The 19482-nt window shown below is 59.9% G+C and carries 22 protein-coding genes; 13 read left to right on the top strand and 9 right to left on the bottom strand.

Annotated features, from left to right (window positions below):
* The first annotated feature begins 2 nt into the window (after window positions 1-2).
* From atuC to ppnP, 6 genes are all read left to right on the top strand, one after another.
* A complete protein-coding gene (atuC, locus tag AC1RS8_RS16270) occupies window positions 3-1619 on the top strand; it encodes a geranyl-CoA carboxylase subunit beta (RefSeq protein ID WP_057713853.1) in 1617 nt (538 codons plus the stop codon).
* 25 nt (window positions 1620-1644) lie between these two features.
* Window positions 1645-2802 carry a citronellyl-CoA dehydrogenase gene (gene atuD / locus AC1RS8_RS16265; RefSeq protein WP_057713852.1) on the top strand — a complete coding sequence of 386 codons (1158 nt, stop codon included), beginning with the start codon at window positions 1645-1647 and terminating at the stop codon, window positions 2800-2802.
* Window positions 2799-3596: an enoyl-CoA hydratase/isomerase family protein gene (locus AC1RS8_RS16260; protein WP_090457028.1), complete on the top strand. Its 798-nt coding sequence runs from the start codon at window positions 2799-2801 to the stop codon at window positions 3594-3596. The genes atuD and AC1RS8_RS16260 overlap by 4 nt, the downstream gene beginning before the upstream one ends.
* Before the next feature lie 119 nt (window positions 3597-3715).
* Window positions 3716-5677 (top strand): acetyl/propionyl/methylcrotonyl-CoA carboxylase subunit alpha, encoded by a 1962-nt coding sequence (locus AC1RS8_RS16255; protein WP_489339011.1) that lies wholly within the window; start codon window positions 3716-3718, stop codon window positions 5675-5677.
* Window positions 5678-5747: 70 nt separating this feature from the next.
* The gene (locus AC1RS8_RS16250; RefSeq protein ID WP_057713849.1) at window positions 5748-6290 is read left to right on the top strand and encodes a 3'-5' exonuclease; all 543 of its coding nucleotides are present in this window, start codon (window positions 5748-5750) and stop codon (window positions 6288-6290) included.
* A gap of 69 nt (window positions 6291-6359) precedes the next feature.
* Window positions 6360-6644: a pyrimidine/purine nucleoside phosphorylase gene (gene ppnP, locus AC1RS8_RS16245; protein ID WP_007940055.1), complete on the top strand. Its 285-nt coding sequence runs from the start codon at window positions 6360-6362 to the stop codon at window positions 6642-6644.
* Between the two features lie 71 nt (window positions 6645-6715).
* On the opposite strand, the gene AC1RS8_RS16240 is transcribed toward ppnP, so the two are convergent.
* Window positions 6716-7522 (bottom strand): MOSC domain-containing protein, encoded by an 807-nt coding sequence (locus tag AC1RS8_RS16240; protein WP_090457032.1) that lies wholly within the window; start codon window positions 7520-7522, stop codon window positions 6716-6718.
* Window positions 7523-7714: 192 nt separating this feature from the next.
* A complete protein-coding gene (locus AC1RS8_RS16235; RefSeq protein WP_007973464.1) occupies window positions 7715-8650 on the bottom strand; it encodes a chemotaxis protein CheV in 936 nt (311 codons plus the stop codon).
* Between the two features lie 463 nt (window positions 8651-9113).
* Here AC1RS8_RS16235 and AC1RS8_RS16230 point away from each other — a divergent pair, with 463 nt between their 5' ends.
* The 3 genes from AC1RS8_RS16230 to AC1RS8_RS16220 all read left to right on the top strand — a co-directional run bounded on the left by AC1RS8_RS16230 (window position 9114) and on the right by AC1RS8_RS16220 (window position 11533).
* Window positions 9114-9584 (top strand): hypothetical protein, encoded by a 471-nt coding sequence (locus AC1RS8_RS16230; protein ID WP_057713847.1) that lies wholly within the window; start codon window positions 9114-9116, stop codon window positions 9582-9584.
* Window positions 9585-9983: 399 nt separating this feature from the next.
* Window positions 9984-10877, top strand: coding sequence for a sensor histidine kinase (locus AC1RS8_RS16225; protein ID WP_057713846.1), 894 nt, complete (start codon window positions 9984-9986; stop codon window positions 10875-10877).
* Window positions 10874-11533: a response regulator transcription factor gene (locus tag AC1RS8_RS16220; protein ID WP_057713845.1), complete on the top strand. Its 660-nt coding sequence runs from the start codon at window positions 10874-10876 to the stop codon at window positions 11531-11533. Before AC1RS8_RS16225 ends, AC1RS8_RS16220 begins: the two co-directional genes overlap by 4 nt.
* On the opposite strand, the gene yegS is transcribed toward AC1RS8_RS16220, so the two are convergent.
* On the bottom strand, window positions 11517-12434 hold the full coding sequence (yegS, locus tag AC1RS8_RS16215; RefSeq protein WP_090457034.1) for a lipid kinase YegS: 918 nt from the start codon (window positions 12432-12434) through the stop codon (window positions 11517-11519). The two genes, AC1RS8_RS16220 and yegS, sit on opposite strands and share 17 nt — an antisense overlap.
* 208 nt (window positions 12435-12642) lie before the next feature.
* Between yegS and AC1RS8_RS16210 the strand changes: the two genes are divergently transcribed.
* Window positions 12643-12957 (top strand): hypothetical protein, encoded by a 315-nt coding sequence (locus AC1RS8_RS16210; protein ID WP_224795438.1) that lies wholly within the window; start codon window positions 12643-12645, stop codon window positions 12955-12957.
* A gap of 64 nt (window positions 12958-13021) precedes the next feature.
* Here AC1RS8_RS16210 and AC1RS8_RS16205 read toward each other — a convergent pair whose 3' ends face one another.
* Together AC1RS8_RS16205 and moaB are read right to left on the bottom strand one after the other, a co-directional pair.
* Window positions 13022-14248 carry a molybdopterin molybdotransferase MoeA gene (locus AC1RS8_RS16205; protein WP_489339012.1) on the bottom strand — a complete coding sequence of 409 codons (1227 nt, stop codon included), beginning with the start codon at window positions 14246-14248 and terminating at the stop codon, window positions 13022-13024.
* Window positions 14232-14771: a molybdenum cofactor biosynthesis protein B gene (moaB, locus tag AC1RS8_RS16200; RefSeq protein WP_090457038.1), complete on the bottom strand. Its 540-nt coding sequence runs from the start codon at window positions 14769-14771 to the stop codon at window positions 14232-14234. Before moaB ends, AC1RS8_RS16205 begins: the two co-directional genes overlap by 17 nt.
* An 81-nt stretch (window positions 14772-14852) precedes the next feature.
* Between moaB and mobA the strand changes: the two genes are divergently transcribed.
* A complete protein-coding gene (gene mobA / locus AC1RS8_RS16195) occupies window positions 14853-15455 on the top strand; it encodes a molybdenum cofactor guanylyltransferase MobA (RefSeq protein ID WP_057713841.1) in 603 nt (200 codons plus the stop codon).
* A gap of 77 nt (window positions 15456-15532) precedes the next feature.
* Entirely contained in the window at window positions 15533-15754 is a 222-nt protein-coding gene (locus tag AC1RS8_RS16190; protein WP_007994800.1) for a YgdI/YgdR family lipoprotein, read from the top strand.
* Between the two features lie 84 nt (window positions 15755-15838).
* Here AC1RS8_RS16190 and AC1RS8_RS16185 read toward each other — a convergent pair whose 3' ends face one another.
* The 4 genes from AC1RS8_RS16185 to AC1RS8_RS16170 form a co-directional block, all read right to left on the bottom strand.
* A complete protein-coding gene (locus tag AC1RS8_RS16185; protein WP_489339013.1) occupies window positions 15839-16729 on the bottom strand; it encodes a pseudouridine synthase in 891 nt (296 codons plus the stop codon).
* A 67-nt stretch (window positions 16730-16796) separates the two neighbouring features.
* On the bottom strand, window positions 16797-17114 hold the full coding sequence (locus AC1RS8_RS16180) for a transcriptional regulator (RefSeq protein WP_090457046.1): 318 nt from the start codon (window positions 17112-17114) through the stop codon (window positions 16797-16799).
* Window positions 17115-17286: 172 nt separating this feature from the next.
* Window positions 17287-17523 carry a glutaredoxin family protein gene (locus AC1RS8_RS16175; protein ID WP_223503863.1) on the bottom strand — a complete coding sequence of 79 codons (237 nt, stop codon included), beginning with the start codon at window positions 17521-17523 and terminating at the stop codon, window positions 17287-17289.
* 105 nt (window positions 17524-17628) lie between these two features.
* The gene (locus tag AC1RS8_RS16170; protein WP_489339014.1) at window positions 17629-18837 is read right to left on the bottom strand and encodes an ammonium transporter; all 1209 of its coding nucleotides are present in this window, start codon (window positions 18835-18837) and stop codon (window positions 17629-17631) included.
* A 329-nt stretch (window positions 18838-19166) separates the two neighbouring features.
* On the opposite strand from AC1RS8_RS16170, the gene AC1RS8_RS16165 reads away from it, so the two are divergent.
* Complete coding sequence (locus AC1RS8_RS16165; protein WP_057713836.1) at window positions 19167-19481, top strand: ElaB/YgaM/YqjD family protein; 315 nt, start codon at window positions 19167-19169, stop codon at window positions 19479-19481.
* The last annotated feature ends 1 nt before the right edge of the window (window position 19482 follow it).

Genomic DNA, 19482 nt, shown 5'->3' with positions numbered 1-19482 from the left:
CCATGCCGGTGATTCAGTCGCAACTCGACCCCCACAGCGAGTCGTTCGCCCAGAACCGTGCGGCGATGCTGAGCGCCATCGAGCAAGTTCGCGTGCTCGAACAGAACCTGCTGAACAAGGCTGCCGAAGCCAGGCCGAAGTTCGAAAAACGCGGCCAGTTGCTGCCTCGCGAGCGCCTCAATCTGCTGCTGGACCCCGGCGCACCGTTTCTCGAACTGGCCAGCCTGGCCGGCTACAAGCTGCACGACGACAAGGATGGCAGCTCCGCCGGTGGCGGCTTGATCGCCGGTATCGGCTACGTGTCCGGCGTGCGCGTGCTGGTGGTGGCGAACAACAGCGCGATCAGGGGCGGGACCATCTCCCCCAGCGGCTTGAAGAAATCCCTGCGCCTGCAACAGATCGCCATGGAAAACAAACTGCCAGTGATCACCCTCGCTGAAAGCGGCGGCGCCAACCTCAATTACGCGGCGGAAATTTTCGTCGAAGGCGCGCGCAGCTTTGCCAATCAGGCGCGGATGTCGGCCATGGGGTTGCCCCAGGTCACCGTGGTGCACGGCTCCGCCACGGCGGGTGGCGCCTATCAGCCGGGGCTGTCGGATTACGTGGTGGTGGTGCGCGGCAAGGCCAAGCTGTTTCTCGCAGGTCCCCCACTGCTCAAAGCCGCGACCGGCGAAGTCGCCACCGATGAAGAATTGGGCGGTGCCGAGATGCACGCACAAACCGCCGGCACCGCCGAATACCTGGCTGAAAACGACGCCGATGGCGTGCGACAGGTACGCGAGATTATCAGCCTGCTGCCGTGGAACGAGCAGTTGCCTCCACTCCCCGAACGTCGCTGGGAGGAGCCGCTCTACCCCATCGACGAACTGCTGGGCCTGATCCCGGATGATCCGAAAAAACCCTACGACGCGCGCGAAATCATCGCCCGCCTCGCCGACGCTTCGAACTTTCTTGAATTCAAGGGCGAATTCGATCAGCAGACTCTGTGCGGTCATCTGAAAATTCAGGGCCGCGCCTGTGGCTTCATCGGCAACAACGGCCCGATCACGCCAAAAGGCGCGAGCAAGGCCGCCCAGTTCATCCAGCTGTGCGACCAGAGCCAGACGCCGCTACTGTTTTTCCACAACACCACCGGGTTCATGGTCGGCACCGAATCGGAACAGCAAGGCGTGATCAAGCACGGAGCGAAGATGATTCAGGCGGTGGCCAACGCCCGGGTGCCGAAGCTGACCATCGTGGTTGGCGGCTCCTACGGCGCGGGCAACTATGCGATGTGCGGTCGCGGTCTTGACCCGCGTTTCATCTTCGCCTGGCCCAACAGCCGTACCGCCGTGATGGGCGGCGCGCAAGCGGGCAAGGTGCTGCGCATCGTCACCGAGGCCAAACAGGCCAAGGACGGCCTGGTGCCCGATCCGAAAATGCTCGACATGCTCGAACAGGTCACCGCGCAGAAACTCGACAGCCAGTCCACGGCGCTCTATGGCAGCGCCAACCTCTGGGACGATGGTTTGATCGACCCGCGCGATACCCGGACCTTGCTGGGTTACTTGCTGGATATCTGTCACGAGGCCGAGGTGCGGCCATTGCAAGCCAACAGTTTCGGTGTGGCGCGGTTCTAAGCCGACTATCAGGAGAACAATAAAAATGATCTTCACCCAGGAACACGAAGCACTGCGCCGCACCGTTCGCCAGTTCGTCGAGCACGAGATCAACCCGCATGTCGAGGAATGGGAAAAAGCCGGGCGCTTCCCCATCCACGATATCTTCCGCAAGGCCGGCGACCTCGGATTGCTGGGTATTTCGAAACCGGAAAAGTTCGGCGGCATGGGGCTCGACTACAGCTATTCGATCGTCGCCGCCGAAGAGTTCGGCACCATCCATTGCGGCGGCATTCCGATGTCCATCGGCGTGCAGACCGACATGTGCACGCCTGCGCTGGCCCGGTTCGGTTCCGATGAACTGCGCGAGGAATTCCTGCGCCCGGCCATCAGCGGTGAGCAGGTCGGCTGCATCGGCGTCTCCGAAGTCGGCGCCGGCTCTGACGTCGCCGGGCTGAAAACCACCGCGCGCAAAGACGGCGACGATTACGTGATCAACGGCAGCAAGATGTGGATCACCAACTCGCCGAGCGCCGACTTCATCTGCCTGCTGGCCAACACCTCGGACGACAAACCGCACATCAACAAGTCGCTGATCATGGTGCCGATGAACACACCGGGCATCAGCTTGAGTTCGCACCTGGACAAGCTCGGCATGCGCAGCTCGGAAACCGCCCAGGTTTTTTTCGACAACGTGCGCGTACCGCAGCGCAACCGCATCGGCCATGAAGGTGCGGGGTTCATGATGCAGATGCTGCAGTTCCAGGAGGAACGCCTGTTCGGCGCGGCCAACATGATCAAGGGCCTGGAGTACTGCGTCGACAGCACCATCGAATACTGCAAGGAGCGCAAAACCTTCGGCAACGCGCTGATCGACAATCAGGTGATCCACTTCCGCCTGGCGGAACTGCAAACCGAAATCGAATGCCTGCGGGCGCTGGTCTATCAAGCCACCGAGCAATACATCAAAGGCCAGGACGTCACGCGCCTGGCCTCCATGGCCAAGCTCAAGGCCGGGCGGCTGGGCCGCGAAGTCAGTGACAGTTGCCTGCAATACTGGGGCGGCATGGGCTTCATGTGGGACAACCCGGTAGCCCGGGCTTACCGCGATGTACGGCTGGTGTCGATCGGCGGCGGCGCCGACGAAATCATGCTGGGAATCATCTGCAAACTCATGGGCATTCTGCCGGGGAAAAAGAAATGAACAGCCTGCCGGTTTGCCAGACTTTGCTGCTGGAGCTGCACAACGGCGTGTTGCACATCACCCTCAACCGCCCCGAAAGCCGCAATGCGATGAGCTTGCAAATGGTCGCCGAGTTGCGCTCGGTGCTGGCCGCGGTACGCGATAAACCAGGGGTTCGCGCACTGGTGATCGGCGGCGTCGGCGGGCACTTCTGTGCCGGCGGTGACATTAAGGACATGGCCAACGCCCGCGCTCAAGGCCCAACTGCGCACCGGGATCTGAACCGGGTGTTCGGCACGCTATTGCAAGAAGTGCAACACGCTCCGCAAGTGGTGATTACCGTGCTGCAGGGCGCGGTGCTCGGCGGCGGTCTCGGCCTGGCCTGTGTCAGCGATATCGCCCTGGCCGATCACCAGGCGCAATTCGGCCTGCCGGAAACCAGTCTCGGCCTGTTGCCGGCCCAGATCGTACCGTTCGTGGTGCAACGCATCGGCTTGACCCAGACCCGGCGCCTGGCCCTGACGGCGGCGCGTTTTGATGGCCACCAGGCACGGCGCATGGGCCTGGTGCATTTTGTCGAACATGATCCGCAGGCCCTGGCCGAGCGTCTCGATGAGGTGTTGGCCCATGTGTTGTGTTGCGCGCCGGGGGCGAATGCGGCGACCAAGAAACTCTTGCTCGCAAGTGCGGGTCAGCCCTCCGATGCCCTACTGGATCAGGCTGCCGAATGGTTCAGCGAAGCGGTGACCGGAGCCGAAGGCATCGAGGGAACGATGGCCTTCGTGCAAAAACGCAAACCGGGGTGGGCCTCCTGAAAAGCATCGCGAGCAAGCTCGCTCCCACCTTGGATTTATGTCGTTTATAAACCCTGTGGGAGCGAGCTTGCTCGCGATGAGGCCCGACCAGACACCGCTAAAAATCAGAGAGCCTACCCATGCCCGGACTCAAAAAAATCCTCATCGCCAACCGCGGTGAAATCGCCTGCCGCATCCAGCGCACGGCCCAGGCGCTGGGCTATCGCACGGTCGCCGTGTTCAGCGACGCGGACGCCGATGCACTGCATGTGCGGATAGCCGACGAGGCGGTCAACATCGGTCCGGCCCCGGTGCAACAGTCTTACCTGAACATCCAGGCCATCCTCGACGCAGCCCGGCGCACGGGCGCGGATGCAATCCATCCGGGCTACGGTTTCCTCTCGGAAAACGCCGGTTTTGCCCTCGCGTGCAGGGACGCTGGCATCACCTTCATCGGCCCCAGCCCCGAGGCTATTGAGCTGATGGGCAGCAAGCGCCTGTCGAAAATCGCCATGATCGAAGCCGGTGTGCCGTGCATCAACGGCTATCAAGGCGCCGGGCAGGATGATGCCACCCTGGGCCGTGAAGCCGAGCGCATCGGCTATCCGTTGATGATCAAGGCCAGCGCCGGCGGCGGGGGACGCGGTATGCGCCTGGTGCACGACGCCAGCGACTTGCTGGAACAGATTCGCACCGCGCGCTCCGAAGCCCTGAACGGTTTTGGCAGCGGTGAACTGATCCTCGAACAGGCACTGGTCGAACCCCGTCACGTCGAGGTCCAGCTGTTCGGTGACCGGCATGGCAACCTGATTTACCTCGGCGAGCGCGATTGTTCAGTGCAGCGCCGGCATCAGAAAGTCATCGAGGAAGCGCCCTGCCCGGTGATGACCGCCGAGCTGCGCCAGGCCATGGGCGAAGCGGCGCTCAAGGCCGGGCGAGCGGTAAAGTACGTCGGCGCGGGCACCGTGGAGTTTCTGCTGGATGCGCGCGGGCAGTTCTACTTCCTGGAGATGAACACCCGGCTGCAAGTGGAGCACCCGGTGACCGAACTGATCACCGGGCTGGATCTGGTGGCCTGGCAGTTGAGCATCGCCGAAGGGCAACCGCTGCCTTTGCGTCAGGAACAGGTGCAACTCACGGGCCACGCCATGGAAGTGCGCCTGTATGCCGAAGACCCGGCCCAGGGTTTCCTGCCGCAAACCGGGCGCATCGTGGCCTGGGAACCGGCATTGCAGGACGGCGTGCGGATCGACCACGGCCTGATCGAAGGCCAGGTCATCAGCCCTTTCTACGACCCGATGCTCGGCAAGCTCATCGCCCACGGTGCCACCCGTGAAGAAGCCCGTCGCAAATTGCTGCGGACGGTCCAGGACAGCGTGCTGCTGGGCCTGCAAAGCAATCAACGCCTGCTTGCCAGCCTGCTGGAACATCCGCAGTTCGCCAGCGGTGATTTCAGTACCGGGTTCATCGCGCAGCACTTCACCGATCACACCTGCCTGCATCCCGAAACCCCTGGCGCGCACCACTTGGCCATCGCCGCCGCCCTGTTCTATCAGGCTGCGGCGCAGGCTCACCTGTCCCCGCTTGGCGGTTGGCGCAACAACGCCAGCGTGCCGCTGCACTATCGCATCGGCCTTGAGGATCAGGACTGGCCGGTAGCGTTGCAGGCGATCCCGGGCGAGCCGTTACGCATTCAGGTCGCCGAGCGCAGCCTCGAACTGAAGATCATCCACAGCGACGGACGCTGGGCCACCCTGGATATCGAAGGCGTTCGCCAACGCCACGCTTATCGCCTGGAGGCCGGGCGTCTTTGGCTGTTCACCCGACCGGGCAGTCTGCAGTTCGTGGATCGCACCCAGGCGCAGGTTACCGGCCAGGCCAGTGTCAGCTCCGGCACCCTCAAGGCACCGATGGACGGGGCGATTGTCGACGTCCTGGTCAACGAAGGCAGCCAGGTGACCAAGGGCCAACTGCTGGTGGTACTGGAGGCGATGAAAATGGAGCACCCATTGAAATCGGGCATCGACGGTGTTCTCAAGCGCTTGCAAGTGAAAGTCGGGGATCAGGTGAAAAACCGGCAGATTCTATTGGAGGTCGAATAAGGCGCTAGGCGGAACCGCCGGGTTTGGCTACGCTCAAAGCTATCAGGATGCGGATACCAGGAACCCTGCAATGCCTCATTGGCTGGTCATTGATCTGGAGGCCACCACCGATGAGGGTGGATGGCCCGTAACAGATATGGAAATCATTGAAATCGGCGCCACTCTGGTGGACCGCAAGGGGCGTGAACTGGACCAGTTCCAGCGCTTCGTCCGCCCTGTTCGGCGGCCGTTGCTGACGCCGTTTTGCCGCGAGCTGACGCACATCACCCAAGCCAACATCGATGCCGCGCAACCGCTGGGCGAAGTCTGGCCGGCGTTCGAACGTTGGCTCGGCCAACACCACACGCGACTTGAGGGCTGGGCCAGTTGGGGCGATTACGATCGCAAGCAACTGCTTCAGGATTGGCAGCAACTGGGACTCGCCAGCATGCTGGCCAACGTACCGCACATGAACCTCAAACAGCGTTTTGCCAAGGCCAGGCGCCTGGAACGTCCGTTGGGATTAAACGGCGCGTTGCAACTGGCCGGCTTGCAGTTCAACGGCCAACAACACCGGGCGCTGGAAGATGCGCGCAATACCGCACGCCTGCTGCCGCTGGTTCTGCCGCTTTAGACAGGTGACGACGCCAAGGGCCTTGTGCATACTGGCCGGCCCTTTTTAGCCCTTTTCGAGGAATCGCCCATGTTTAAAGTCAACGAGTACTTCGACGGCACCGTCAAGTCGATCGCCTTTGGCACCGCAGAAGGTCCAGCGACCATCGGCGTCATGGCTCCGGGCGAGTACGAATTCGGCACCAGCCAGCGTGAAATCATGCACGTGGTCAGCGGCGCATTGACCGTCAAACTGCCCGACAGCAGCGACTGGGAAACCTTCGCCGCCGGCAGCCAGTTCAACGTGCCGGCCAACAGCAAGTTCCAGCTGAAAGTCGCCGTCGACACCGCCTACCTGTGCGAATACCGCGGCTAAAACCCGCAGGCTTCACTGCAATAAAAAATGCCCGTGTTTTTCGACACGGGCATTTTTTATTCTGCGCAAAATTACTCGAGGATCTCCACCGGCATGCCGACTTCGAGTCGTCCGTTGCCGTCGTTGACCAGGTTCTGGCCGAACATTGCACCGTCTGCCTGCGAGCGATACTTCTGCAAGGTGGCCAAGGGTTCGCGATCGTCGCTGCGCTCCCCGGTTTGCGGGTCAATGGTGGTCAGGATGCAGCGTGAACAGGACTTGACCACGCGGAACTCGACCTCGCCGATACGGATACGCTTCCAGCCGTCCTCGGCGAAGGCTGCACTGCCTTCGATCACCAGATTTGGCCGGAAACGCAGCATCTCCAACGGACGCCCGACCCGTTGCGACAAGTCCTCGAGGGAGGCCTGACCAATCAGCAACAGCGGATAGCCGTCGGCGAACGCCACCTGGTCGTCATCCTTGCCGTAGCCAGCTTCCGTCATCCGCGCCCGATCCAGTGGCACTTGCACCAGGCGTGTCGGTTTGCCGATGAACTGGCTGACCCAGGCCCCTGCTTCATCGCCTGCATCGGGGACGCGCAAGGTATCGCGCCAGATGGTTACGCCACGCAGTTCTGCATCGTTACCGGGCACAGCAATGTCGATCGGCGATTGGCCGGGCGCGCTGAGGGTCAAGCCACCTTCGGCATTCCACAGCGCCGACAACTGGCTCATCTGCGCCACCGCACGCTGGGTCAGGAAACGCCCGCTGGCCTCATCCACCAGCATCCAGCGTCGATCGCCGTCCAGCCCCAGCTTGTCGAGGCCGACTTGCTGCAAGACCTCGCCTTTGCCGGATTTCAACGGATAACGATACAGCGCGCTCAGACGCAACATGGCCAGCTCCCTGGTAGGTAAAAACGCCACCCTATACGAGCTTGGTCAGCGAATCAAAGTGCAAAAACCCTGCAGGAGCGAGCTCGCTCGCGAAAAACCCAAGGACGCCGCTGGGCTCCGGTTTACGCGTTATCGTTCAAGACCATCGCGAGCGAGCTCGCTCCTACATCCTACAGGTTGACCATGGCCTGATCAGGCCGGTACTTCGTCGAGCATCAAACGCTGGCGCACCACGTCGACGAGTTTGTCCGGCTGGAATTTGGAGAGGAAATTGTCGCAGCCGACCTTCTTCACCATCGAGTCGTTGAAGCTGCCGGACAGCGAGGTGTGCAGCACCACGTACAAGCCGCGCAGGCGCGGGTCGTTACGGATCTCGGTGGTCAGGCGATAGCCATCCATTTCCGGCATTTCCGCATCGGTGAAGACCATCAGCAGTTTTTCGGTCATGTCCACGCCGGTATCAGCCCAGGCCTTGAGCATGTTCAAGGCCTTCAACCCGTCGCTGGCAATATGCATCTTCACGCCCAGCTGTCCCAGGGTATCGCGCAATTGCGCCAGGGCCACGTTCGAGTCATCCACCAGCAGCACCTCACGGCCACGGGCACGTTCCAGCACCGGATCTTCGAGCTTGTCGCGGGAGACTTTGGCGTTGTACGGGACGATTTCGGCCAGAACCTTTTCGACGTCGATGATTTCCACCAGTTGATCATCGACCTTGCTGATGGCCGTCAGGTAGTGCTGGCGGCCGGCGCTGCTCGGGGGCGGCAGGATGGCTTCCCAGTTCATGTTGACGATCCGGTCCACGCCACCGACCAGGAAGGCCTGAACCGAACGGTTGTATTCGGTGACGATAATCGTGCTGCCAGGCCCCGGCACCAGCGGGCGCATGCCAATGGCCTGGGAAAGGTCGATCACCGGCAGGGTCTGGCCACGCAGGTTGACCACGCCGCACACAAAAGGATGCCGCTGCGGCATCAGCGTCAACTTTGGCAGCTGCAGGACTTCCTGTACTTTAAAGACGTTGATCGCGAACAATTGCCGTCCGGCGAGCCGGAACATGAGAATTTCCAGGCGATTCTCACCCACCAGTTGCGTGCGTTGGTCTACCGTGTCGAGAATGCCGGCCATCAATGACTCCAGGTCTTGTTCGGATGAATTCACTCAAGGAAGGTTATCGGCTGTTTTTGCCGAAGCTTGACCCTCTCTAAAATGCCACGCCCGGCCATTGATGTCACATTAACATCATGCTTTACTGGCGCGGTGATTACATCTGCTGCACTTCTGCGCCCCGCGACCATTGTTCGAGCGAAAAGTTCCACTGCGTAAGGGATTCCCCTATCAATAATCAGGCGCAACCTGATATTCGCAATATCCGATAGCCATTAATGTGACGCCATTCTCATTGCATGAACGGAGTCAGGCTTTTGTGTGCGATCGCAAGTCAGTGGCCAACCACCCTCTCGTGTTCCCCAGCCTGCTTCCGGGCCAGCCGCTACTCGTTCATCCGACGACTCGGTAATGCCGGAGTTCCGACCGCCCTCGTCGACACACACGATATCCCCTCATTTGACATGACGTTGTGGAGATAAGTATGCCGAACGACCGTAAAGAGTGGGCCCAGCGTCTCACGGGGTTTCTTGTCGAGGCTGAAACACTCCTGGCTAAAACCGAGGAATGCCTGAGTCATCTGCAGTTGATCAGCAATGACAAGGACGCCATCGACTGTTTGCTCAGCACACTGCTCAAGCTGGCCAACAAGGCTGATGCCCTGGCGTTGGCGGCCGTGTCTGAATTTTCTCTGCATATTCATGGCCTGCTGAACCACGCACAGAACACCATGTGTCTGCACGACGAGGCGCTGAGTGCCCTGAAAGACTGCCTGACCCTGGTTGCCTGGCAACTCGAGCTCATCGACCAGACCACCGGACAGCTCAGTCTCGACGACAGCGAGCAGGTCACCCTGATCGAAGCCTTTGCCTTTCAGGTCGGGCAAAGCCGGTTTCAACCACCTGTCAACTCCAGGCCCTTCACCCTCGTATCCTATTCAGAGCGACAGGCCTGAACTTGCCAAACCATGCCGCATGGCGTGTTTTGGTTATCAATACCGCGCTGTAACTTGAGTGCGCACATGTCGCAAATGAATATTTCGTAGCTATAAGCGACGCATTTAAACAACCGGCATTTTTCGACGGTAACAACCCACTTGTTCCATTATGGAAGCATCGTCAAAACGACTGGATTCCTGACTTTTCGGACATACATACGGACGCGACCAACGGTATCTTAAGTGCTACTATGCCGCCTGTTAGTTGACGCCAATTAATGGCAGTGTGATCGCAGCCGAATACAGCTCGCTGCAGTTCGCAGCTGAACTCCTCGGCGCTCCACATTAAAAAAACAGGGGCCTGTCAGCCAGCATGACCGGTCAGCCCGCAGCGAACATCCATTGGCTCCATCCGCTATGCACGCCAGCCTCAAGTCAATCGCCACGTGGCCACCCTCCCGAGCAAATGCACGCCTATTCACGCTGTTGCTATGTGCCTGCTCGACCCTCGGCAGCTTGCTGGTCCATGGCTTGTCCATTCCGTTGCCCCTGTCATTGCTGGTGCTCAACGTTGCGGCGCTGACCAGTGTTGCCGTGCAGTACTGCCTCTCGCGCAAATCGATCAAATTCCAGCCTCAGGAACTGGCGGACCGGCTGTTGCAGGTCCAGGAAAACGAGCGTCACCGGCTGAGCCGCGAACTGCATGACGACATCGGTCAATTGCTGACCGCTGCCAAACTGCAAAGCGACTGGCTCAAACGCCGGATGCCCGAAGAGCTCCAGGGACAATGCGCGGTCCTCTGCGACACGCTGGAAGAAACCCTGGCCAAAGTTCGTGACGTATCCGCCATTCTTAATCCCCGGCAGTTGACCAGCCTTGGGCTGGAAGCCAGTCTGCGGGCACACCTGCTCAAGACCCTGGCCAACACCCCGGTGCACTGGAGCCTGGAATGCCAGCAGCGCCTGACCGGCATACCGGAGGAAATGGCCGTGGCGGCTTTCCGTATTACCCAGGAAGCGGTCACCAACATCCTGCGACATGCCCAGGCCAAGAACCTGCTGGTATGCCTGCAGCGCCTGCCCCAAGGCCTGAAGTTGCAGATCAGCGATGATGGTCAGGGTTTCGCGCCCGCAACAGACCCTGGTCGTGAAGGGCAGCGCGGTATGGCCGGGATGTCGGAACGGATCGATCAACTGGGCGGCACACTGACCGTTACCAGCGAGCCGGGCAAAGGCACTCAAATCGAAGCTCTTTTTCCCTGGGCGCCCCGTGCGCTCGAACGGGCCAGTTCGAATAAGGTTATGCATTGACTTGTAACTTACTACTGGTGGATGACCACTCGCTGATCAGGGCTGGCGTGCGCGCCCTGGTAATGGATCTGCCCGGCTATGCCGTCATCGGTGAGGCCAGTGACGGCTCGCAGCTGCTCGAAATGGTTGGGCGTCTGTCCCCGGATATTATCCTGCTGGATATTTCGATGCGCCAGACCGGCGGCCTCGAAGCCTTGCAGCAACTCAAGCGGGTGCGCCCGCAGAGCAAGGTCCTGATCCTCTCGATGCACACCGACCCTGCCCTGATCATGCAGGCGCTGGAGTCCGGAGCCCATGGCTACCTGCTCAAGGACACCACGGCTACCGAACTCGAGCACGCGCTGGAAGCCTTGCGCAACAACGAGCGCTATCTGAGCCCGGCCATTGCCCACACGGTGATCACTCAGGCACTGACCCGAAACCAGAAGCACCGACCCGAACCTGCCGACTCGCACAACCTGACGGCACGTCAGCTGGAAATCCTGCGGTTGATCGTTCGCGGAAAATCCACCCGAGAGATCGCCAACGGCCTGGGGTTGAGCGTCAAGACCGTCGAAACCCACCGCTCGCAGATCATGAAGCGCTTGCAGATCTACGATGTGGCCGGCCTGGTGTTGTTTGCCGTACGTGAACAAATCATCAGCCTCGATGACTAGGCACTTCACTGTCGCGTAACAACGGCGAATTCTCAGGCAGATGCACGAGTAACGCCGCCGGGCGAACCGAGAAACGCAGGCTGTCCCCTTCCAGCGGTTCACCGTCAAGGTTGATGTACAACCCTTCCGAAACCTTGATCTCGACCCAGGGCAGGCGCGCCCGAACAAACATGCTGTCGATGCCAAAGCCTTCGGTCAGCAGGTTTTTCAAAGTACTGACCACCTCCTGCGGTGCCGGCAGGATGCTGATATCCAGCAAACCGTCATCAACCAGTGCCTGCGGGCACAATTCCCGCCCGCCTCCGGCCTGCCGACCATTGCCGATGCCCAGTGCCAGCAGATCGCCTCGCCAGTGAAAGTCCGGCCCCTGCAATTCACCGTACGCGGTATGCAGCTCATTGAAGCGTGACAAGCCGGTGAACAGATACGCCGCACCGCCGAGGATTTTCTTCAGATCCTCCGGGGTGTTCGCTGTGACATGACTGCCGAACCCACCGGTCGCCATGTTCAGGAATATCTGCCCATCAACCTCCCCCAGATCAATGGCAGTCGGCACGCTATCGAGCAGCTCCAGCGCCTGATCGGGTTCCAGGGACACACCCGCCGCACGCGCAAAATCATTGGCGGTACCTAGCGGCATCAATACCAGGCTGGCTTTTATCGAATGCTGCGCCATAGCCTCGGCAATATCGCGCAAGGTGCCATCGCCACCGCCGGCAATGATGTATCGATACCCGGCCGCCAACGCTTCGCCCACCAGCCTTTGCGCATCGCCGGCTTCCCAGGTCAATCGAACAGCCAGCTCCCGACCTCGCTCACGCTGGCTTTCGACGGCGGTGCGAACCGCCTCGTTGAGCGCTTGCTTGCCATGCAGAATCAATAGCGCCTTGCGATCGCTCATTACTCACTCCCGGTTTGAATGGCATCTGGGAGATGTTGACCGCGAAGGCTCCGGTAAAAGTCGCCAGAAATCGAATTATTTCCAGTCGGAAAGCCTTGGCCCCCACACGGCAGGACTTTTCTTACAAAACGTTAGGAATCGGCTCAATTGACCGAAAATCTGAATTGGTAGACTTTGAGGATCCAGCTGGACATCACAAGGACGTGCCATGCAACACCAAAACCTCGCATCACCGGCCATCCTGGTCTTGCCGCTCGCAGATAACAAAAATACAGGCCATCGAGCTGAATGCCGCAACAGCACAAAAGCCACGGGAGAAATTGATATGGAACCTCGCGTCACCGAGCTGGAGACACACCTCAAGTGCATACGCCGGGACATTGAAGAAGCCCGGGATGACGTCAAATCCATCAGGCACCGGCTTGTCTATTCCGCCTGCGGAACAGCCGTGATCCTCTGTCTCCTTGGCTGGATCGCCAATAGCCGTTTCGAGCAGGTCATTTCATTGCTTCTGGCCCATTGAGTGCCCTCCCACACAAGACCCGACTCAATCAACCGGGTCTTGTGTGACAACGCCGCTAAAGCTATCAGCTCAGGACTTCGCTCAGCGGAATGAAGAAAACGCTATCGCCCTGAACCAGCGTGCGACCTTCCAGGACCTCTACCAGTCCATCAGCCCAGGCAGCGCTGCGCAGAACACCGGAACTCTGGTTTTTGTAGATCGTCGCCCTGCCGCTTTCCAGCCGTCCGCGCAAATACTCACGCCGATTGCCTGGCTGGAGCCAGTCAAACCCTGCCGGCACCTGCACCTTCAGCGGCTCAACGTCGATTACCCCCTGACGGCGCAAGAGATAGGGCCTGGTCAACAAGGCAAAGGTCACGAGGGTCGATGCGGGATTGCCCGGCAAGCCAATCACCGGCACACCGCGAAAATGCCCGAACGTCAGCGGTTTACCGGGCTTGATGGCGAGTTTCCAAAGCGTCAGTTCGCCCTCCTCGCGCAAGGCGATGCCCAGAAAATCGGCTTCCCCCACCGATACGCCACCGGTCGAGAGGATCAGGTCGACATCTTTCAACTCACCTAATCGGGTGCGAGTGGTTTCCAGATTGTCCGGCAGAATTCCCGCGTCGACGACCTCACACCCCAAACGCTGCAACCAGCTGCACAACAACACCCGGTTGCTGTTGTAGATCTGTCCTGGCCCCAGGGTCTGCCCCGGCTCAATCAACTCGTCGCCGGTAGACAGCACCGCCACGCGCACCTTTCGAACCACCTCCAGCTCAGCGCATCCCAGGGAGGCAGCCAATCCTTGCTCGATCGGCCCCATCTGCGTACCTGCTGGCAGAATCAACTCGCCGACAGTGGTTTCCTGGCCTTGCGGACGGATGTTCTGGCCTTGGGTCAAGGCTTGAGTGAAACGTACTCGCTCATCGGCCTGAACCTCGGCGTTCTCCTGCATCTCGACGCAATCGGCACCGGCGGGAACTGGTGCCCCGGTGAAAATGCGCGCACAGGTTCCTGGCTGCAACGGATCGGGGGCCTGGCCGGCAAACACCTTCTGACTAACCGGTAACGGCTCTCCCGTCCAGTCGACCATGCGCAAGGCATAACCATCCATGGCACTGTTGGGCCAGGGCGGCAGATCAAGCGTCGATACCAGATCTTGCGCCAGTACACGCCCCTGTACCTGCGCCAACGGCAAGCGTTCACGCTCGACAATCCTTGAGGCCTCGGCCATTTCCAGCAAGCGCGCCAACGCCTGCTCGACAGGCATCAGGCTGCCAGACTTGCCAGGCTTACCCACGGGATTCACAAGGCGCGGCCTGTTTCAAATGAGGCACGAAATTGCACGGCCGATGCCGCGCATCCAGCTGCTCGGCCAAAATGCCGTCCCAAGCGGTGCGCACGGCATTGGTCGAGCCCGGCAAGCAGCAAACCAGCGTGCCGTTGGCCAGACCGGCCAACGCCCGGGACTGAACGGTCGAGGTACCGATATCGGCAACCGAGATCTGACGGAACAGCTCGCCAAATCCATCGACCTGTTTGTCCAGCAGGCACGCGACGGCTTCCGGCGTGCTGTCACGTCCGGTAAAACCGGTGCCGCCGGTGATCAGTACCACCTGCACGACATCGTCGGCAATCCAGTTGGCGACTTGCGCGCGAATTTTGTAGAGGTCATCTTTGAGCAACACCCGGGCGGCCAGGTAATGACCGGCAGCGGTCAAGCCATCGACAAAGACCTGACCTGAGGTGTCGGTTTCCAGCGTGCGGGTATCGCTGACAGTCAGCACTGCAATATTCAGCGGTGCGAAAGGTACATCAGCCTTGGCTTTCATAGGCTCGTCCAGTTGTAGGAGAAACAGCCCGGTGTTATATCACAGCGCTCCGTTTTTTCGCCGCCCCCATGGAGGCTCGCCATGACCACGAATTCACAATTGCCACCCTGCTCCATTCTGCTCCTGGCGGGCGGCCGCGGCCAACGTATGGGTGGGCGGGATAAAGGGTTGCTGGACTGGCACGGCGAACCGCTGATTGTGCATCTGCATCGCAAGACCCGCCCGCTGACCGATGACCTGATCATCTCCTGCAATCGTAACCCTGAGAAGTACGCCCCCTACGCCGACCAGTTGGTCCACGATGATGAAGGTGACTTCCCCGGGCCGCTGGCCGGTATTCGCGCAGGCCTGAAAGCTGCTCGCCATACCCATCTGCTGGTCATGCCCTGTGACGTTCCGGGCATTGATGCGGCGCTGATCGGCAATATGCGCGAGGCCGCCAACCTGCATCCGGACAAGCCGCTGATGGTGCGGCATGATCACCACTGGGAGCCGTTGTTGTGTGTGATTCCCGTGCTACACAGGGCAGCATTCGAAAATGCCTGGAACGAGGGTGAGCGCAGCCCTGGCCGGTTGATGCGCAATCTCGGTGCGACCGCGCTGCAATGCCCCGACAACGACCCTCGGCTGGCAAATCTCAACACGCCGGAACTTTTAAGCGGTCATGACACTGTGTCAGACTGATATCGATCAGGAACTTGCGCGGACGGTGTACGTCTCAAGTTCAGCAACCACAGAATTCTTATTCGGAGACACAACTCATGACTCAACGGACCCTCGCCACTTTCATGCTCGCACTGGGCCTTGCCACCCTCGCCGGTTGTGCATCGCCTACAGTGATCACCTTGAATGACGGTCGCGAAATCCAGGCCGTCGACACGCCGCAATTCGACAAGGATTCCGGTTTCTACGAATTCGAACAGCTCGACGGCAAGCAGACCCGCATCAACAAAGATCAGGTTCGAACCGTCAAGGAGCTGTAATCCCGACGCCGCCGGATACAGAAAAGCCCGCTTGATGCGGGCTTTTTCATGCCTGGAGAACAGCGCTTCAGGATCGCTTCCCGATCACCATTGCAGGGTGATTTCACTCTCGAACTCACGCGCCTGGCCCGTGACCGGATCGATAAACTTCAGCCCCTGCGCCAGCAACTTCAAAGGATTGGCGTAGTCATCCTGCGCATCCTTGAGCACCTCGGGGTAAAACGGGTCGTTGCAGATAGCGGCTCCCAACGCCGCCATATGTACCCGTAGTTGATGTTTCTTGCCCGTCACCGGGTAAAGACCATAACGCCAGAGCTCCCCCTGTTTCTCCCTGACTTCGACCGCCGTCTCGGTATTGCTGGCCCCTGGGCCTTCCTGCATGCGGAAGAACGGTTCGCCATCGACCAGTCGGCTTTTATGCACCAATGGAAAAGCCAGGCCGGGCAGCGCCTTTGCAATGGCCTCGTAGCGCTTTTCGATCTGCCGGGTTGGAAACAACGACTGATAAGCCGAACGGGTCTGCGGATTGGCGGAAAACAGCACCAGCCCCGCGGTGTGCCGGTCGATGCGATGCAATGGCACCAGGTGCGGATTGTCCAGGCGACGGATCAAGCGCCGGAGCAGCGTTTGTTCGACGTATTCGCCAGCCGGGGTCACCGGCAGGAAATGCGGCTTGTCGGCGACCACCAGATGCTCATCCGCGTACAGAATCGACTCGGTCACCGGGATCGGTTTTTCATCCGGCACTTCGCGAAAATAATGAATCCGCAAACCTTCCCTGTAGGCCAGGTCGAGGGCAATCGGCATGCCCTGCCCATCGAGGACCCGGCCACGGGCAATTCTGTCCAGCCATTGTTCACGACCGATGGCGCTGAAATGCTCGCACAGGCAATCGACAACGGTCTGCCACGGGCCAGGTGGCAAGTAGAGCGTACTGGCCTGACTGTGTGCCGCGGAAAAAGAAGAAGTGGACATACGAAAGCTCTAACCTCAGTGCAGAGCGGCATTATCCAACAGCAAGGGGAACGCCCCCTAAGATTCCTCAAGCCGGGATCCGCGCGCGCGCCGCCGCTTCGGTGTACTCCTTGAGCCAGCGCAGTACATCGACCGCCTCCCAGCGGGCGGGATCATACAGGGCGTACAACAATCCCTGATAACCCACGACATCGAGTTGCCGGTGATAACCCGCGCGTTGAAACAAGGCTTCGATTTCTGCGAAACAGGTATTGAAATGCGTTTTGTTGAAGGGCGTTTTCCCCTCGGTCACCAGACCATCCAGGCGCAACTCAAGGACAGCCTCGCGCACGACGTCCGCGGACATCCGGTTCACGCTATTCTTCAACTGTTCGACATTGACCACGATTCATCCCTCTCACGCCCGGGCTTGCCTGCTCACTCCCGAAAATCAGGAACGGCAAGACAGGCACTTCGAATAACTGTATACGCATACAGTATCCGATCAACACCGAATAAGCCAAGGGGATCAATCGTAAAGTTCGACAGGCGGGATACGCCACCAACGCAAAAACCGCTCAACCCAGGAACGCCACCACCTGATCGGCACTGAACGGCCAGCCCAGTTCAGCACCGGTATCGACGCGCCGCAGCACCGGAATACGCAGGCTGTAAGCTGCGAACCAGCTTTCATCGTCAGCGATATCCACCAGTTCCACCAGCAGGCCGCGCTCGACGAATTCCATCAACATGGCTTCGGCTACTTCACAGAGATGGCATCCAAGGGTGCCGAACAGCTGACATTCGGGAAGCATGAGCGCTCAACCAGAAAATGAAGTGATCATTCTAGGCCTACCCCGAAAAACCGTCGAGCCATTGCGGCCCCTGCCATGATGCCGCCGACCATGAAAAGACCTGAGTCAGTCCTGGCTCACGGCGCCGATCTTGTGGATCGACAGGTCCGCGCCGTAATACTCTTCTTCCTGACTCAGGCGCAATCCATGCAGCGCCTTGATCACGCCATACACCGCAAACCCGCCGGCCAGTGCCACAGTGATGCCCAGCGCAGTGCCGATCAACTGGCTGATCAGGCTGACCCCGCCCAACCCGCCCAAAGCGGTCTGGCCGAAAATGCCGCAGGCGATGCCGCCCCACACGCCGCACAAACCATGCAATGGCCACACACCCAACACATCGTCGATGCGCCATTTGCCTTGGGCCGCAGTAAAGCACCAGACAAACAGCGCCCCCGCGATGGCACCAGTGACCAGCGCCCCCACAGGATGCATCAGGTCGGAACCGGCACAGATTGCCACGAGCCCCGCCAACGGGCCGTTGTGCAGAAAGCCGGGGTCATTGCGCCCGACAATCAGCGCCGCCACCGTACCGCCAACCATGGCCATCAACGAATTCACCGCCACCAGTCCGCTGACACCTTGCAGTGTTTGCGCGCTCATGACGTTGAAGCCGAACCAGCCAACAATCAGGATCCACGAGCCCAGTGCCAGAAACGGGATGCTCGATGGCGCGAACGCGACCAGCCGACCGTCGCGATAGCGGCCATTACGCGGTCCGAGCAACAACACCGCCGCCAGTGCCAGCCAACCGCCCATGGCATGCACCACCACCGATCCTGCGAAGTCATGGAAACCGGCACCAAAGCGCTCCAGCAACCAGGCTTGCAGACCCAGGTTGCCGTTCCAGACAATGCCTTCGAAGAACGGATAGATGAACGCGACGATTAATGCGGTTGCACACAACTGGGGAACAAACCGGGCGCGCTCGGCGATGCCTCCGGAAATGATCGCCGGGATCGCCGCGGCAAAGGTCAGCAGGAAGAAAAACTTCACCAGGCCATAACCATGGTCGGCATTGAGCACCGCCGCTGGTTGCATGAACGTCACGCCATAGGAAATCCAATAGCCTATAAAGAAGTAGGCCAGTGTCGAAACGGCGAAGTCGCTGAGGATTTTCGACAACGCATTGACCTGGTTTTTCTGTCGCACGGTTCCGACTTCGAGAAAGGCGAAACCGGCGTGCATGGCCAGAACCATGACCGCACCGATCAGAATGAACAGCGTGTTGGAGCTATGGACCAGGGTGTCCACAGCGCTTTGCAGGTTTTCCATGGGATGGGCAGACCTTATGGCAGAAAAAAGCACCAAAGCAGTTCGCGATGACTGGCCATGCACCAAGTTGCAGCTTCAAGACATCAGCGCACTGATCTCGTTGAACCACTTTGGCGCACGGACGCCGTCCAGGAAAAACGCGCCCCCGGACGTTTACGCGAGTTTTTGATTGTTGGTCCTACGGTTTTACTGAAATCATGCCCGGCAATAGCGCAATGGTGCAGACCGGCGCACCACGACTCAGCAAAAGTTGTACCAGTCATTTGTACTGAACCTTCGCCGAAGGCTCATACTCGAACGCATCAGAAAGCCACTTAAGGAGATCCACCATGGCCCGCCCCCAGGCAAAGACTGCTCAAGAAATCCTGATGAACGACTTTCAGACACTGGTCAGTGACACCGAACGCTTGCTGGAGCACACCGCGACCCTGGCCGGCGATCAGGCCGACGAGTTGCGCGAGCAGATCCACGAAAGTCTCTTGCGTGCCCGTGAAACCCTGAAGCTGACCGAAGACTCCCTGCGCGAACGCGGCAAGGCTGCTGTCACCGCCACGGAAGACTATGTCCAGGCCAACCCTTGGCAATCTGTGGGGATCGCGGCCGGCGTGGGTTTCCTGATCGGCCTGCTGGCCAGCCGGCGCTGAT

This window comes from Pseudomonas sp. GW821-FHT12A04 (assembly GCF_058807755.1).
The sequence above is the reverse complement of the archived record's forward strand: the minus strand, read 5'-3'. Positions and strand labels throughout refer to the sequence as shown.